This window comes from Streptomyces sp. NPDC060198 (assembly GCF_042728415.1).
Classification (GTDB): Bacteria; Actinomycetota; Actinomycetes; order Streptomycetales; family Streptomycetaceae; genus Streptomyces.
The window spans coordinates 1-16,886 of the sequence record NZ_JBHWZJ010000049.1; the positions used below are offsets into that span (position 1 = coordinate 1).

The 16,886-nt window shown below is 74.8% G+C and carries 4 protein-coding genes; 1 reads left to right on the top strand and 3 read right to left on the bottom strand.

The features are described 5' to 3' along the window. Nucleotides 1–2,700, top strand: a 2,700-nt coding sequence (locus ACFWEP_RS09700) for a LuxR C-terminal-related transcriptional regulator (protein WP_387368247.1), incomplete at its 5' end; no start/stop codon positions are given. On the opposite strand, the gene ACFWEP_RS09705 is transcribed toward ACFWEP_RS09700, so the two are convergent. The 3 genes from ACFWEP_RS09705 to ACFWEP_RS09715 all read right to left on the bottom strand — a co-directional run bounded on the left by ACFWEP_RS09705 (nt 2,634) and on the right by ACFWEP_RS09715 (nt 16,759). Then, on the bottom strand, nt 2,634–3,797 hold the full coding sequence (locus tag ACFWEP_RS09705; RefSeq protein ID WP_387368249.1) for an LLM class flavin-dependent oxidoreductase: 1,164 nt from the start codon (nt 3,795–3,797) through the stop codon (nt 2,634–2,636). The genes ACFWEP_RS09700 and ACFWEP_RS09705 overlap by 67 nt on opposite strands. Before the next feature lie 77 nt (nt 3,798–3,874). Next, nucleotides 3,875–7,939 carry a type I polyketide synthase gene (locus ACFWEP_RS09710; protein ID WP_387368251.1) on the bottom strand — a complete coding sequence of 1,355 codons (4,065 nt, stop codon included), beginning with the start codon at nt 7,937–7,939 and terminating at the stop codon, nt 3,875–3,877. 87 nt (nt 7,940–8,026) lie between these two features. After that, entirely contained in the window at nt 8,027–16,759 is an 8,733-nt protein-coding gene (locus tag ACFWEP_RS09715) for a type I polyketide synthase (protein ID WP_387368253.1), read from the bottom strand. Nucleotides 16,760–16,886: the final 127 nt, after the last annotated feature.

Here is a 16,886-nt window from a genome sequence, read left to right on the forward strand (position 1 = left end):
CGCGAACACTTCGCGCCCGAAGAGCGCGCCCGGGCGCTGCGACTGCCCCGGGACGGCGGATCGGTGACCTGCGACGCGGACCTGCTGTCCGCCGGCCCGACGCCGACCCGTGTCGGGCAGATCCACTGGGAGTCGATCCGCGCGCTGTCGGAGCGCAAGCCCGTGGTGGTGGCGGTCGACGATCTGCACTTCGCCGACCCCGCGTCGCTGAACTCCCTGATCCACATGGGCGGTCTGCTCCGCGCCTCCCGGGTGCTGATCGTGGTGACCGAGTCCGCCCCTTTGACCGACGGAAACGCCACCGAGCGCGCCTGGCGCACGCCGCTGCTCCGGCAGCGGCACTTCACCCGCGTGCGGGTCCACCCGCTCTCCGTCGCGGCCACCGGGCGGATGCTCGCCGGGCTGCTGCCGGGAGGGGGCCTCGCACCGGATGCCACCGCCGCCTCCTGGCACCGGCTCAGCGGCGGCAACCCGCTGCTGCTGCGCGCGCTCGCGGAGGACTGGTACGAGCGTCCCGGCGGCCAGGTCGCCGGGCGGGAGCCCCGTGCGGGGGCGGAGTTCGGCCGAGCGGTGGACGCTTGCGTGCGCAGGGCCGGGCGCCGGTTCCGTGACGCGGCCCGCGCGCTCGCGGTGCTGGACGCCTCCGGCTCGCACCACCGGCTGGCCCGGCTGCTGGGACTGCCGCAGTCCGAGGTGGACGAGACGCTGGGGGCGATGGACGCCATCGGCGTCCTGGACGAGGGCCGCTACCGCCACCCGGCCGCGGGCGTCGCCGTACTGGCGGGCATGCCGGCCGCCGACCGGTCGGCGCTGCACCGGGACGCGGCCCGGCTGCTCCACGGGGCGGGGGACCCCGCGTCCGCCGTCGCCGTCCATCTGCTGGCGGCAGGGCACGGCGACGAACCGTTCGCCCTCCCGGTGCTGCTGGACGCGGCCCGCGAAGCCCTGCGCCGGGACGACACGGGGTTCGCGGAGGCGTGCCTCGACGTCGCCGCGCAGGCGTGCGGGGACGAGGAGCAGCAGGTGACGGTCACCCTGCTGCGGAGCCTCGTCGATTCCCGCAGCGACCCGGACACGGCCTGCCGGCGGCTGAGGCCGCTGGTGGAGGCGCTGCGGGAGGGCCGTCTGACCGGCTGCCAGAGCGTGACCCTCCTGGGGCGGCTGCTCCGCAACGGCAGCGGGGAGGAGATCACTCTCGCCCTCAGCCGGCTCGAACGGTTCTCGGACACGCTGGACGCGAGCTCCGCGGTCGAGTACCTCGCCGCGCGGGAGTGGGTGCGCGCCTCGCATCCCGCGCTGTTGCGGGAGACAGGCCCCCGGCTCCGTTCCGCCCCGCCGGCCGCACGGAACGCCCGGGGCGCGCGTGGCGGGAGGCCCGATGCGGTCCGGGCGACGGACGGGGCGCCGAAGCCGATGGCCGCCGTGCTGAACGGGCTGCTGCGTTCGGGACCCGACCGGGAGAGCGTACGGAGCGCCGAACTGGCCCTCCAGTCGACCCCGTTGGACGACGAGGGCTTCGACACGCTCCACCTCGCCCTGTCCGTTCTGGTGTACGCGGACCGCTCGGACCTGGCGGTGGGCTGGTGCGACGCGCTGTTGCGGGAGGCGACCGAGCGGGACGCCCCGGCGTGGCAGGCGCTGTTCGCGGCGGTCCGGGCGGAGATAGCCCTCCGGCAGGGCGACGCACGGCTCACGGAGCATGCCGCTCGAAGGGCCATGTCGCTGATGTCGACCGGGAGTTGGGGCGTGCTGATCGGATCTCCGCTCTCCAGTCTGCTGCTCGCCGCCACCGCGACGGGCACGGTACCGGACACCGGAGTCCCGCGTACCTGGACCCTGCCCGAGCAGTTGTTCCAGACGAGGTTCGGTGCCCAGTACCTCCACGCGCGCGGCCGGCAGCGGCTCTCGCTCGATCTGCTGCACGCGGCGCTGGACGATCTGACGCGGTGCGGTCGGCTGTTGCGGGAGTGGGACATCGACCAGCCCGCGTTCGTGCCCTGGCGGAGCGACGCGGTGACGGCACTGCTGCGGCTCGGCAGGACCGACGAGGCCCGCCGTCTCGCGTCCGAGCAGCTCGACCTGGCGTCGCCCGATCAGCCCCGGGCCCGGGGAATGGCGTTGCGGACGGCCGCCTCCGTGTCGGACCCGAGACGGCGCGCGGCGTTGCTGCGGGAGTCGGCGGACCTGCTGGGCGCCGCCGGTGACCGCCTCGAACTGGCGCGCGCCCTCGCCGATCTGAGCGCGGTCCACACCCGGGCGGGCCAGACCGGCAGGGCGCGGATGGTCGCCCGGCAGGCCCAGGAGATCGCCGAGGCCCGGGGGTTCGCCCCGCTGTCCCGGCGGCTCGCCGCGCAGGAGTCCCGTGCGGTGAGTCAGGGCCAGGACACCGGTGTCACCCTGCTCAGCGGCTCGGAGTCACAGGTGGCGGCGCTCGCGGTGGCCGGCCATTCGAACCGCGAGATCGCCGAGAAGCTGTTCATCACCGTCAGCACGGTGGAGCAGCACCTGACGCACGCCTACCGCAAGCTCCGGGTGAAGGGCCGGGCCGATCTTCCGAGTTCGCTGCGGGAGCACGGCCGGGCGCAGCAGCCCGCCGGTGGCCGGGCACGCGAGCACACGCGCCCGGCCGGGGGTCAGAGCGCTGCCGGGGCGGAGGGCAGCGGCAGTCCGAGCAGCCCGCGCAGCGTGTCCGCCTCGTAGGCGGTCCGGAAGGCGCCCCGGGCCTGGAGCTCGGGCACCAGTTCCCGGGTGATGGCGTGGAGGTCGTGGGGCAGGGCGCCGGGGCGCAGGCGGTACCCGGACAGCCCTGCCTCCTGCCATTCCAGGAGCAGGTCGGCGATCTCCGCGGGGGTCCCGGCGATGATCTCGGCGTCGGAGGCGTAGGTGCTGCCGTGCGCCTCGTTCAGACGTGCCAGGCGCTCGGCCGCGCGGCCGGGGGTGCTGTCGAGGAAGACCACGAGGTCGCCGAAGACGTGCACCTTCTGGTCCGCGCGCCCGGCCGCCGCCTGTTCGGCCCTGACCTCCTCCACGGTGGCCCGCGCCTCCTCGGCGCTGTGCGGGGTCACCGAGACGACGTCGGCCGAGCGGGCACCGTACCGGTACGGCAGGGTGATGTGGGCGACGGTGAAGACGACCGGGTGGCCCTGGGGTGCGCGGGGTGCGAGGGACGGCGAGTCGATGGTGATCCAGTCGCCCGCCGCTCCGCCGAGGGGCTCGATCTCGGTGAAGCTGCCGTGCGGGTCCGGGTCGGCGGGGGCGAACCTGCCGGGCGCGGCGATGTCCCGCAACGCCTTCTCGTCGTCGACGCCGTCCCAGAGGGCGCGCACGACGCGCACCAGGTCGGCGGCGCGCTCGAAGAGTTCGGCCATCGGCGTCTGCACCTCGGGGGTGAAGATGTCGGCTATCACGATCGGCCGCGCGGGGGTGACCGGTGTGCGCCAGCCGGCCCGGCCGTCGCTGAGGTGGTCGAGGGTGGCGATCGCCTTCGCGACGTTCGTCGGCTGGGCGTGGTCGGTCACGATGCTCGGGATCAGGCCGATGCGCTCGGTGCGGGCGGCCAGCGCCGAGGCGACGAGGACGGCGTCCAGGCGGTGGTTCACGTGCCCGGCGGGGCGCTTCGGCGGGTCCTCGACCGTGACGAAGTCCAGCAGCCCGCGTTCGGCCTCCTGGGCGAGGGCGGTCCAGTGCGCCAGGCCGAAGAGGTTCCCTGTCGGGGCGTCCGGCCCCGCGCCGGCCGCCGGGTGCCAGCCGACGTTGTCCAGTGCTACGGCGAGGTGCAGCGGCTGTGGTGCGGTCATCGTGTTCTTCTCTCTCGTGTCTTTCGGGGTGCGGACGCGGTGGTTCGGTGCGACGGCGGCGCGGGCCGGTGTGCGGTTCAGTCCCGGGGGCTCAACCACGTCTCGACGGCGGCCGCGGTGGTCGCCGAGTGCTCCTCCAGTACGGAGAAGTGGTCGCCCGGGACGTCGGTGGCCTCGTGCGGCAGCCGCCAGAAGGCGCGGGTGCCGCCCGCGGGGTCGTCCGGAGTCCCGGGGAGCGCCGCCTCGGCGCGGAGCAGCAGCGTGGGGGTGGTGACCGGCCTCGGCTGCCAGGTGCCGAAGGTGCGGAGGTAACGTCCCATCGTGGTGATGCCGTTGTCGGTGAGCCCGAGGTCGAAGGCGTCGAACCGGTCGACCATTGCGTTGATCATGGCGGGCATCCACCACTCCATTCCCGGCAGGGACGCGGTGTCCATCGGGTAGGTGTCCACCATCGCCAGGCCCGTCGGCGGGGTGCCGCGCCGTTCGAGTTCCTCGGTCACCGCATGGGCGACGCAGCCGCCCAGGGACCGCCCCAGCACGGCGAACGGCCTCTCACCTACCAGGCGTTGTACCGCGTCGGCCTGCATGGCCACGAACGTCCGCACCGAGTCGGGCAGCGCGCTGTTTTCCGGATAGCCGGGCGCGGGGACGGCGAAGACGTCGCGTACGCCGTGCAGTGACTGGCCGAAGCGGGCGTACTCGTGCGGCCCGGACAGCGCGGTGAGGGCGGGGAAGCAGACCAGTGCGGTGCGTGCGTCGCCCTGGGCCAGTGCCACGGGTTCGGCGGCGTGGCGGGCACGGTCCGCCGGGCCGAAGGTGGACCTCAACCGCGAGGCGGCCACTGCCACTTCGGTGGCCGCGGCGATCTCCTGGGCGGCGCACAGCCGTAGGTAGAGCGCGGTGAGGGGCCCCTCGGCGGAGGCGGTCGGCCGGTGCCGTGCCTGCATGAGCTCACCCAAGTGCCGGGCGAGGGACGCGGGTTCGGGGTAGCGGATGGTGAGCGCCCCGGCGAGGGTCAGGCCCGTGCGGGCGGCGAGCCTGGTACGCAGTTCGACGGCGGAGAGCGAGTCCAGCCCCACTTCGACGAAGGCCCGGTCGGGCGCGACCGCGTCGGGTGTCGCGTGCCCGAGGACGGACGACACCTCCGCCGTGACGAGGTCGAGCAGTGCGTCGTCGAGCGCGGGCCCGGACAGCTCCGCGTGCCGCTCGGCCCAGCTCGGCCCTGCGGCGGGAGGCTCGGGAGCGGTGAGCAGGGGTGCGCCGGTCGTGCCGCGGGTCACGGTGGCGTCGAGCCAGTGGCGGCGGCGCTGGAAGGGGTAGGTGGGCAGGTCCACCGTGCGGGGCCGGTGGCCTTCGAAGACGGCCCGCCAGTCGACCGGCACCCCGTCCGCGTGGAGGCGGGCCAACGCCGTCAGCAAGGTCGTCGCCTCGGGCCGGCCGCCGCGCAGCAGGGGCACCAGGACGGCGGTCGGCGCCGCGTCGGGATCCTGGGTGGTCAGGATGTCGGCGGCCAGTCCGGTGAGGACGGCGTCCGGCCCGATCTCGACGAACCGGGTGGCTCCCGACGCGCGCAACTCCCGCACCACGTCGAGGAAGCGGACCGGTCGCCGGGCGTGCTCGGACCAGTGGTCCGCCGTGCCGAGTTCTCCCGCCGTGACGGGGGCTCCCGTCAGGTCGGAGACCACGGGGACGGCGGGCTCTTCGTACCGCAGCGCCTTGGCCGTGCGGTGGAACTCGTCCAGCATCGGGTCCATCCGGGGCGAGTGGAAGGCGTGGCTCACCCGCAGCCGGGAGGTTCGCCGACCGCGGGCCTCGAAGGCGGCGGCGACGGCGAGGACGGGTTCCTCGTCTCCGGAGACGACCACCGAGCGGGGACCGTTGACCGCGGCGATCGCGACGGTCTCCCCCGCCCCGGCGAGTTCCTCGGCGACTTCTTCCTCGGTCGCCTCGACCGCCGCCATCGCACCACCGGGCGGCAGCGCCTGCATCAGCCGGCCGCGCGCCGCGACCAGGGTGGCGGCGTCGTCCAGGGAGAGCACCCCGGCCACGTGGGCGGCGGCGAGCCCGCCGATCGAGTGCCCCGCGACGAGGTCGGGCCGCACGCCCCAGGTGTCCAGCAGCCGGAAGAGCGCGACCTCCACGGCGAAGAGGGCGGGCTGCGCGTACTCGGTGCGGTCGAGCAGTCCGCCGCGGGCGGCGGACAGCACGGCCTCGCGCACCGGATGGCCGAGGTGGCCCCCGCAGTGGCGGTCGAGCGCTGCGGCCACCTCGTCGAAGGCGCGGGCGTAAGCGGGGAACCGCTCGTGCAACTCCCTTCCCATGGCGGCCCGCTGGCTGCCCTGTCCGGTGAAGAGGAAGGCGGTGCGGCCGGTGCGTGCGGTGCGGGGAAGATCTTCCCCGGCACCGACGACGGCGGCCGAGGAGTGTCCGTCGGCCAGTGCCCGCAGCCCGGCGAGGAGCTCGCGTCGGTCCGCCGCGACGACGGTGGCGCGGTGCGGGTGCGCGGTGCGGGCGGTGGCCAGCGACCAGGACACGTCGAGCGGGTCGAGTCCGGGGCGAGTCTCCAGCAGCTCCGCCAGCCGGGCCGCCTGCTGACGCAGGGCATGCGCCGACCTGGCGGAGAGCAGCCAGGGCAGTACCCCGGTCGTGCGGGGCGCGGGGTCCTCGCCCGGCTCGCTCCCGTCCGTACCCAGAGAGTCCGTACCCCGAGAGTCCGTATCCGGAGAGTCCGCGGTCGGAGAGTCCGCGGCCGGTGCGGCGGGGGCCTCCTCGACGATCACGTGGGCGTTCGTCCCGCTCACGCCGAAGGCGGAGACGCCGGCCCGGCGGGGGCGTCCGGTCTCCGGCCACGGGCGGGCCTCGTCCAGCAGCCGCACCCCGCCGCCCGCCCACTCCACGTGGGGGGTGGGCGTGCCGACGTGCAGGGACTGCGGCAGGACGCCGTGGCGGATCGACTGCACCGCCTTGATCAGTCCGGCCACTCCGGCGGCGGCGGCCGTGTGCCCGATGTTGGACTTGAGTGAACCGAGCCAGAGCGGGGTGTCCTCGGACCGGCCGCTTCCGTAGACCTCCTGGAGCGCCTGGGCCTCGATCGGGTCGCCGAGGGTGGTGCCGGTGCCGTGCCCCTCCACCAGGTCGACATCGTGCGGGGCGAGATCCGCGGCAGCCAGTGCCTGGCGGATGACGCGCTGCTGGGCGGGCCCGTTCGGCGCGGTCAGCCCGTTCGACGCTCCGTCCTGGTTCACCGCGGAGCCACGTACCACCGCGAGCACCCGGTGGCCGAGCCGGCGCGCGTCCGACAGGCGCTCCACCAGCAGCAGGCCCACCCCCTCCGCCCAGCCGGTGCCGTCCGCCCCGGCGCCGTACGCGCGGCACCGGCCGTCCGGCGACAGGCCGCGCTGGCGGGAGAACTCCACGAAGCCGGCCGGGGTGGACATCACGGTCGCCCCGCCCGCGAGCGCGAGGTCGCACTCCCCCGACCGCAGTGCCTGTACGGCGAGGTGGAGCGCCACCAGCGAGGAGGAGCACGCCGTGTCCACCGTCACCGCCGGACCCTCGAACCCGTACGTGTAGGAGATGCGCCCCGACGCCACACTGGCGAGGTTGCCGATGCCGAGGTACCCCTCCAGTTCGGCCGGCACCTCGGCGAGGCGGTGCTGGTAGTCCTGGGCGGTCAGGCCGACGAAGACGCCGGTGCGGCTGCCGCGCAGGGAGTCCGGCGCGATCCCGGCCCGCTCGAACGCCTCCCAGGACGACTCCAGCAGCAACCGCTGCTGCGGATCGGTCGCCAGTGCCTCGCGCGGTGACATCCCGAAGAACTCCGCGTCGAAGTCGGCCGCGTCGTAGAGGAATCCGCCGTGCCGGGCGTAACTGGTGCCGGGGTGGGTGGGATCGGGGTCGTAGAGAGCTTCGAGGTCCCAGCCGCGGTCCTCGGGCCAGGGTCCGACCGCGTCGCCGCCCGCGGCCACCAGCTCCCAGAGCGCCTCGGGCGAGTCCACCCCGCCCGGCAGCCTGCAGCTCATGCCGACGACGGCGATCGGCTCCCGCAGGCCGGACTCGACCTCCCGCAAGCGCTTCTGCGCTTCCCGGTTCTCGGCGAGCGCGCGCTTGAGGTAGCTGCGCAGCTTCTCCTCATCGGCCACGACCGGTCACCTCCTCCATGGTCCGTGCTCCTGTGACGAAATACCCTTGGTGCAGCGCGAGTCGCTCACCCGCCGAACGGTCCTGGTTCATCGCGCCTCGCTGTCCATCAGCTCGAAGAGCTCTTCGTCGGTGGCCCCGTCCAGGTCGATCTCCTCGGCGTCCCCCTCCTCGGGCACGGGCCGGCCGGTGTCCCATCGGGCCACCAACGCGCGCAACCGGGCCAGCAGTTCGGTTCCGTCCGGGTCGAGGGGGCCGGTACCGGGAACGGCCTGTTCCAGCAGGGCGAGGGCGTCCGCCGCAGAACCTCGGCCCACCGCCGGATCCGCCGTCGGGGAAGAGGCGTCGGGCAGCAGGGTGGCGAGGTGCGCGGCGACGGCGGCAGGGGTCGGATGGTCGAAGACCAGGGTCGCCGGCAGCCGTACGCCGGTGGCGGCGGCCAGCCGGTTGCGCAGATCGACGGCGGTCAGCGATTCCAGGCCGAGCCCCTTGAAGGCGTGGTCCGCGCCGATCTCCCCGGTGTCCTCGTGTCCGAGCACCTCGGCCGTCTGGCGTACCACCAGGTCGAGCAGGGCCTCGGCGCGGGCCGCGGGTGACAGGGCGGCGAACCGGGACTCCGGGCCCTGCCGCTCCCCCCGGCCCTCCTCCTCGCCCTGGCCGCGGGCGAGGACGGAAGCGAGCGGCCCGGCGGCAGCCGTGCCCGCGTCCAGCCAGTAGCGCCGGCGCTGGAAGGCGTACGTGGGCAGATCCACGCGCTCCGCCCTGGCCGCCCGTCGGCCCTCGAACGCCGGGGACCAGTCCACCCGTACTCCGCGGGCGTGGACGACCGCGGCGGAGGTGAGGAAGCGGTCGAGTCCGCCGTGGTCCCGCCGCAGCGTCTCGGTCACCGCGACATCGGCGCCCCCGGTCTCGTCCACGGTGTCCTGGATGCTGCCGGTGAGCACCGGATGCGGGCTGACCTCGATGAAGACGGTGTACCGGTCGGCGAGCAGGTCCTTCACGACGGGGGCGAATCGAACCGTCTGCCGGATGTTGCGGTACCAGTACTCCGCGTCGAGCTCCCCGGGTCCGGCGAGCGCGGCGGTGACCGTCGACCAGAGCGGGATCTCGCCCTCGCGGGGCGTGACGAACGCGAGGCGTTCGAGGAGTACGTCCTTCACCTCGTCGATCACCGGCGAGTGTCCGGCGACGGTCGCCGCCCTGATCCGGCGGGCACGCTCGCCGCGTGCCTCGCATCCGGCGAGCAGTTCGTCGAGTGCCGCCTCGTCCCCGGCCACCACGGCGGCCGAGGGGCCGTTGACCGTCGCCACCGAGAGCCGTCCCGGCCAGTCCGCGATCCGTCGCTCGACCTCGGCGAGCGGCAGCGCCAAGGAGGCCATGCCCCCCTTCCCGACGAGGCCGGCCAGGATCAGGCTGCGCTCGACGACGATGCGGGCGGCGTCCTCCAGCGTGAGGATGCCCGCCACGCATGCGGCGGCCACCTCGCCCTGGCTGTGCCCGACCACCGCGTCCGGCCTCACGCCGTAGGCCTGCCACTGGGCGGCGAGTGCCACCAGTACGGCCCACAAAGCCGGTTGGGCCACGTCCACCCGGTCCAGGCCGGGTGCGCCCGGGGCCTCCCGCAGGACGTCGGTGAGCGACCAGTCGACCAGAGGTTCCAGCGCTCCGGCGCACTCCTCGATGCGCGCGGCGAAGGCCGGCGCGGTGTCGAGGAGCCCCTGCGCCATCCCGGCCCACTGCGATCCGTGGCCGGGGAAGACGAAGACCGTGCGGGTGCCTTCGGAGGCGGTTCCGCGGACGAGGTTCTCGGCGGGTTCGCTCCGTACGAGCGTGCTCAGGCCGTCCGCGAGGCCGTCACGGCCCGCGGCGACCACGACCGCCCGGTGGTCGAAGTGCGAGCGGTCGGTGAGGAGTGCGTGGGCGGTATCGGCGGTGGCCGGAATCCGGGCAGGACCGTCGAGCAGCTCCAGAAGGCGCGCGGCCTGGTCGGAGACGGCCTGCGGGGTCCGGCCGGAGAGCACCCAGGGCAACGGGGAGGCGTCCTCGGCGCGAGCGGTCTCGGGGGCCGTGTTCGGGGTGGTGTTCGGGTCGCTCGCCTCGGGGCCGGGCTGTTCGAGGATGACGTGCGCGTTGGTACCGCTCACGCCGAAGGAGGAGACACCCGCGCGCAGCGGCCGGCCGTCCGCCTGCCAGGGGCGTTCCTCGGTGAGGAGGCGTACCCCGCCCGTGGCCCAGTCCACGTCGGGCGAGGGCGTGTCGACGTGCAGGGTCCGCGGCAGCACGCCGTGCCGCATGGCCTGCACCATCTTGATGACGCCGGCCACTCCGGCGGCGGCCTGGGTGTGGCCGATGTTGGACTTGAGGGAGCCGAGCCAGAGCGGCCGGTCCTCGGGGCGCCCTGTGCCGTACGCGGCCATCAGCGCCTGGGCCTCGATGGGGTCACCGAGGGTGGTGCCGGTGCCGTGCCCCTCCACCGCGTCGACGTCGTGCGGGGCCAGGCCCGCGGTGGCCAGTGCCTGGCGGATGACGCGCTGCTGGGCGGGCCCGTTCGGCGCGGTCAGCCCGTTCGACGCGCCGTCCTGGTTCACCGCGGAGCCACGTACCACCGCGAGCACCCGGTGGCCGAGCCGGCGCGCGTCCGACAGGCGCTCCACCAGCAGCAGACCCACCCCCTCCGCCCAGCTCGTGCCGTCCGCCGAGGCCGCGTACGCCTTGACGCGGCCGTCGGGGGCGAACGCCCGGTGCCGGGAGGTGGCGACCATCCCGGACGGCGAGGCCATCACGGCGACTCCGCCCGCGAGCGCGAGGTCGCACTCCCCCGAGCGCAGTGCCTGCGCCGCGAGGTGGAGTGCCACAAGCGAGGAGGAGCACGCCGTGTCCACCGTCACCGCCGGGCCCTCGAACCCGTACGTGTAGGAGATGCGCCCCGAGGCCACGCTGGCGGCACTCCCGTTGTGCAGGTACCCCTCCAACTCCGGCGGAAGTTCCCGCAGTCGGGATGCGTAGTCGTTGTACATCACACCGACGAAGACGCCGGTGCGGCTGCCGCGCAGGGAGTCCGGCGCGATCCCGGCCCGCTCGAACGCCTCCCAGGACGACTCCAGCAGCAACCGCTGCTGCGGATCGGTCGCCAGTGCCTCGCGCGGCGAGATGCCGAAGAAGCCCGCGTCGAACTCGGCCGCGTCGTGCAGGAATCCACCGTGCTGGGTGTAGGTGCGGCCCGGCTCGTCGGGGTCCTCGTCGAAGAGGTTCTCGTTGTCCCAGCCACGGTCGGCGGGCCACGGGGTGATGGCGTCCCCGCCCTGGGAGACCAGGTCCCACAGGTCGTCGGGCGAGGCCACTCGGCCCGGCAGCCGGCAGCTCATGCCGACGATGACGACCGGGTCGTCCGCGTCCGCGGCCGGGGCGGTCACGGGTGCGGGGGCCGCCGGCTCGGGGTGTCCACCGAGCAGTTCGGCGAGGAGGAAACGGGCCAGGGACTGCGGGGTGGGGTGGTCGAAGACGAGTGTGGGCGAGAGCCGCAGCCCGCTCGCCGCACCCAGCCGGTTACGCAGGTCCACGGCGGTCAGCGAGTCGAATCCGAGGTCCTTGAACGCCCGGCCCGAGGCGATGGAGTCGCGGTCGGCGCGCCCGAGCACGGTCGCCGCCTCCGCGCGGACCAGGTCGGCGAGGAGCTCCTCGCGTTCGGCCGCCCCCAGCGGGAGGAGCCGCGCCGCGAGGGTGGAACCCGATGCCCCGGCGGTCTGGCGGGCGACCGGCCTGCGGGTCCGTACGACGTCGCGGAGGACCGACGGGATCTGTCCGGGCTCGGCGCCGTGGCGCAGGGCGACCGGCACGAGGAGCGCGTCGGCGGCCGCCCCGGCCGCGTCGAGGAGCGCGAGGCCTTCGGGGGTGGTGAGGGCGCGGGTGCCGTGGCGGGCGTTGCGCCGGTGGTCGGCGTCGTCCAGATGGGCGGTCAGCTCACCGCTCTCCTCCCACAGGCCCCAGGCGAGGGAGGTCCCGACCAGGCCGTGAGCCCTGCGGTACGCCACCAGGGCGTCGAGGAATGTGTTGGCAGCGGCGTAGTTGCCCTGGCCGGGGACACCGAGGACGCCCGCCGCCGAGGAGAACACCACGAACGCGGAGAGCGGGGCGTCCCGGGTGAGCGCGTGCAGGTTCCATGCCGCGTCGGCCTTGGGGCGCAGCACGGTGTCCAGCCGGTCGGGGGTGAGCGAGTCCACGACGCCGTCGTCCAGGGTTCCGGCCGCGTGCACGATCCCGGTGAGCGGGTGGGCCGCCGGGATGCCGTCCAGTACGGCCCGCAGGGCGTCCCGGTCGGCCGCGTCGGCGGCGGCGACCGTCACCTCGGCTCCGAGCGCGGCGAGTTCGGCCGTGAACTCCGGGGCGCCCGGCGCGGCAAGGCCGCGTCGGCCGGTCAGCAGCAGGTGACGTACGCCGTGTTCGGTGACGAGGTGGCGGGCCACCAGCTTGCCGAGGAGCCCCAGGCCGCCGGTGACCAGGACGGTGCCCTCGGGCGGTCCGAAGTACCACGTCCGCCCGGACTGCGCGGATTGCGTCGAAGCGGGAAGGAGCCGTGGGGCGTGGGCGGTGCCGGCGCGGAGCGCGAGCTGCGTCTCGCCCGTGCCGACGGCCGTCGCGAGCGCCGCCGCGAGGTCGGGCGCACCGGGTGACTCGCCCTGTTCGACGCGCTCGGTGTCGATGAGCAGGAAGCGGCCGGGGTGTTCGGACTGGGCCGAACGCAGCAGGCCCCAGACGGCGGCCGTGGTGAGGTCGGGCGACTCCGCGACGACGGAGACCGCGCCCGTGGTCACCAACGCCAGCGGCACGGAGTCCAGTTCGGGGTGGGAGAGCCACTCCTGGACGAGGGCGAGCACCCGCTCCAGGGTCGCCCGCGCCCGCGATGGCGGGGGTGTCCCGTCCTCCGGCCGGGGGTCGGCGGGCACTTCGTACAGGACGGGTCCGGGCAGGCTCCCGCCCGCACGGACGGCGGCGGCGGCTTCGGCGGGGTCGCGGAACCGCAGCGAGGTGTCCGGGTCCGCGTACCGCGACACCGCGCCCTCCGGCCGCAGGAGTACGAACGGCCCCGGGGCGGGCGCGGCGAGCGGGAGCGGGGTCCAGCCGAGACGGTACAGCGGTTCGACGGCCCCGGGACCGGAGGTGAGCCGGGCCGCCGCCACCGGGCGGTACACCAGGGAGTCGATGGAGACGACCGGAGTGCCCGCCGGGTCGGTCGCGTCCAGGGAGAGTCCGCCGTCGGCGGTGGGTGCGAGTCGTACGCGAAGGGCCGTCGCGCCCGAGGCGTGCAGCCGCACTCCGTTCCAGGCGAACGGCAGCAGCACCTCGTCCGGTCCGGCCTTCGGCAAGGCACCGAGGGACGCCGCGTGGAAGGAGGCGTCGAGCAGGGCCGGGTGCAACCCGAACTCACCTGCCGCCGACTCCTCCTCGCCGTCGAGCGCGACCTCGGCGAAGACCTCCTCGCCGAGCCGCCAGGCCGCGCGCAGCCCCTGGAATCGGGGCCCGTAGGCGACTCCGGAATCAGCGAGCCGGTCGTAGAGGCCGTCCAGCGGGAGCGCGGTGGCCCCCGGCGGCGGCCAGCTGCCCGGTGCGGCCTGGGACCGCGCGGGGCCTGCCGTACGGGAGAGGTATCCGGTCGCATGCCGGGTCCAGCCCTCGCCGTCCGCCGCGTCCTGGGGGCGGGAGTGGACGTTCACCGCGCGGCGGCCGTCCTCGTCGGGGGCGGCCACGGCCACCTGGATCTGGAGGGCCTCGTCGGCCGGCAGGACGAGGGGCGCCTCGATCACCAGCTCCTCGACCGTGTCGCGGCCCGCTTCGTCGGCGGCCCGTACGGCCAGCTCCACCAGGGCCGTGCCGGGGACGAGGACGCGGTCGAGCACCGCGTGGTCGGCGAGCCACGGGTGGGTACGGACGGAGACGCGCCCGGTCAGGAGGATCCCGTCGCCCTCGGCCGGCCGCAGCGACGCGCCGAGCAGCGGGTGTCCGGCGGCGCGCAGGCCGAGACCGGGGACATCGGCCGCCCGGGCGCTCGTGCTCTCCAGCCAGAACCGCTGCCGCTGGAAGGGATACGTGGGCAGGCCGGTCAGGTCGTCCGGGCCGGACGCGGCCGGACGCGGCCCGGCGAGCGCCGGGCTCCAGTCGACGGTGACGCCGTGGACCTGCGCCTCGGCCAGCGAGGTGAGGAAGCGGACCTGACCGCCCTCTCCCCTGCGCAGCGAACCGGTGACGACGGTCTCGGCGTCGGGGTCCACCGCTTCGGCGGTCTCCTGCACGGCGGAGGTCAGCACCGGGTGCGGGCTGGCCTCGACGAACACGTCGTGGCCCTCGGCGAGCAGCTTGCGGACGGCCGGTTCGAAGAGGACGGTCTGCCGGAGGTTGGTGTACCAGTACGTCGCGTCCATCGCGGTCGTGTCGAGCCAGTCACCGGTGACCGTGGAGAGGAGGGGGACTCCGGCGGCGCGCGGGGCGACCGGCGCGAGGGCGATCAGCAGCTCCTCGCGGATCGTCTCGACCTGGGCCGAGTGGGAGGCGTAGTCGACCGGGACCCTGCGGGTGCGTACGCCGTCCCGCTCGGCGGTGGCGATGAACTCGTCCAGGGCGGTGGGTTCGCCGGCGACCACCACGGCGGTGGGGCCGTTGACCGTCGCCACCGAGATGCGCCCGCCCCAGGGGGCGATGGCCGTCTCGGCCTCGGCCAGGGGCAGCACGACGGAGACCATCCCGCCGCCGCCGGAGAGCGCGCCGATCGCCCGGCTGCGCAGGGCGACCACCCGGGCCGCGTCCTCCAGGGTGAGAGCCCCGGCGACGTACGCGGCGGCGATCTCGCCCTGGCTGTGCCCGATCACCGCGTCGGGGCGCACCCCGTACGACTTCCACAGCTCGGCGAGGGAGACCATCACCGCCCAGAGCGCGGGCTGCACGACGTCCACCCGGTCGTGGTCGGGGGCGTCCTCGGCCCCGCGCAGTACGCCGGTCAGCGACCAGTCGGTCCAGGGCTCCAGCGCCCGGGCGCACGCGTCGATACTGTCGGCGAACACCGGTGCTGTGTCGAGGAGTTCGCGCGCCATGCCGGTCCACTGGGAGCCCTGGCCGGGGAAGACGAACACCGTGCGGCGCTCACCCCCGGCGGCCGTCCCCCGTACGGACCCGGGCGCGGATTCGCCCGAGGCGAGCGCGTCGAGCCCGGCGAGCAACTCCGCCCCGGTGGCGCCGACGACAACGGCGCGTTCCTCGAACGCGGTTCGTCCCGCGACGAGTTCACGTGCGACGGCGGCGGTGTCCGGTCCGGTGCGCAGGTACGTGGCGAGGTCGGCGGCCTGCTCCGCGAGGGCGGCGGAGGTGCGCGCGGAGAGCAGCAGGGGTACGGCGGCGGGCTCGGCCCCGTCGTGCGGCTCGCCGGCCTGTCCCGCGTCGGCCGGCGCGGGTTCGGGGGCTTGCTCCAGGATGATGTGGGTGTTGGTGCCGCTCATGCCGAAGGCGGACACGCCCGCGCGGCGCGGCTCCCCGGTCTCCGGCCACGGCCGGTGGTCCGCGAGGAGGGAGACGGCGCCCGACGCCCAGTCGACGTGCGGGGACGGCTCGTCCAGGTGCAGGGTCTTCGGGAGGACCCCGTGCCGCATGGCCTGCACCATCTTGATGACGCCGGCCACCCCCGCCGCGGCCTGGGTGTGGGCGATGTTCGACTTCACCGAGCCGAGCCACAACGGGGCTTCCTCGGTGTGTTCCTGGCCGTAGGTGGCGAGCAGCGCCTGCGCCTCGATGGGGTCGCCCAGGGTGGTGCCGGTGCCGTGCGCCTCGACGGCGTCGACCTGCCCGGCGGTCAGGCGGGCGTCGGCGAGCGCCTGTCGGATGACGCGCTGCTGGGCGGGGCCGTTCGGCGCGGTCAGCCCGTGGGAGGCGCCGTCCTGGTTGGCGGCCGTGCCCCTGATGACGGCGAGCACGCGGTGGCCGAGGCGGCGGGCGTCGGAGAGCCTCTCGACGAGGAGCAGCCCCGCGCCCTCGGACCAGCCGGTTCCGTCGGCGGCACCGGCGAAGGCCTTGCAGCGGCCGTCCGCCGCGAGCCCGTGCTGCCGGGAGAACTCCACGAAGGTGGAGGGGGTGGTCATGACGGTGACCCCGCCGGCGAGCGCGAGGTCGCACTCTCCGGAGCGCAGCGACCGTACGGCCAGGTGGAGGGCGACCGAGGACGAGGAGCAGGCCGTGTCGACCGTGACGGCGGGGCCCTCGAACCCGAAGGTGTAGGAGATCCGTCCGGAGGCGACGCTCGCCGCGTTGCCGACGACGATGTAGCCCTCCAGATCCTCGGGAACGGCTCCGACGGGGGGCGCGTAGTCGTTGCCGTTGCTGCCCACGAAGACGCCGGTACTGCTCCCGCGCAGGGTGTCGGGCCGGATACCGGCCCGCTCGAACGTCTCCCAGGCCGTCTCCAGCAGCAGCCGATGCTGCGGGTCGGTGGCCAGCGCCTCGCGGGGCGAGATGCCGAAGAAGTCGGTGTCGAAGTCGCCGGGGGACGCGAGGAACGCGCCTCGCCGGGTGGAGGAGGTGCCGGGGCGGTCCGGGTCCGCGTCGAAGAGAGCCGAGGTGTCCCAGCCCCGGTTGTCGGGGAAGTCGCCCACCACGTCGCCGCCTTCGGAGACGAGCCGCCACAGGTCCTCCGGGGAGTCGATCCCGCCGGGGAAGTGGCAGCCCATGCCCACGATGGCGACGGGTTCCTGGCCGCCTTCCTCGGCGTCGCGCAACTTCTTACGGGTCTCGTGGAGTTCGGCGGTGACCCGCTCCAGGAGATACCGCATCCGGCTGTCGTTCATGAATCCACCCTTCGTGCGGAGTGCCCGGTGCAGGGGAGGCCGAGCGGAACAGGCAGTGGGCCGAGCGCCCGGGGCCGGGCGGTCGGTGGTGCGTCGTCGGGGGCCGAAGGCGGGGGCGCGAGGGACC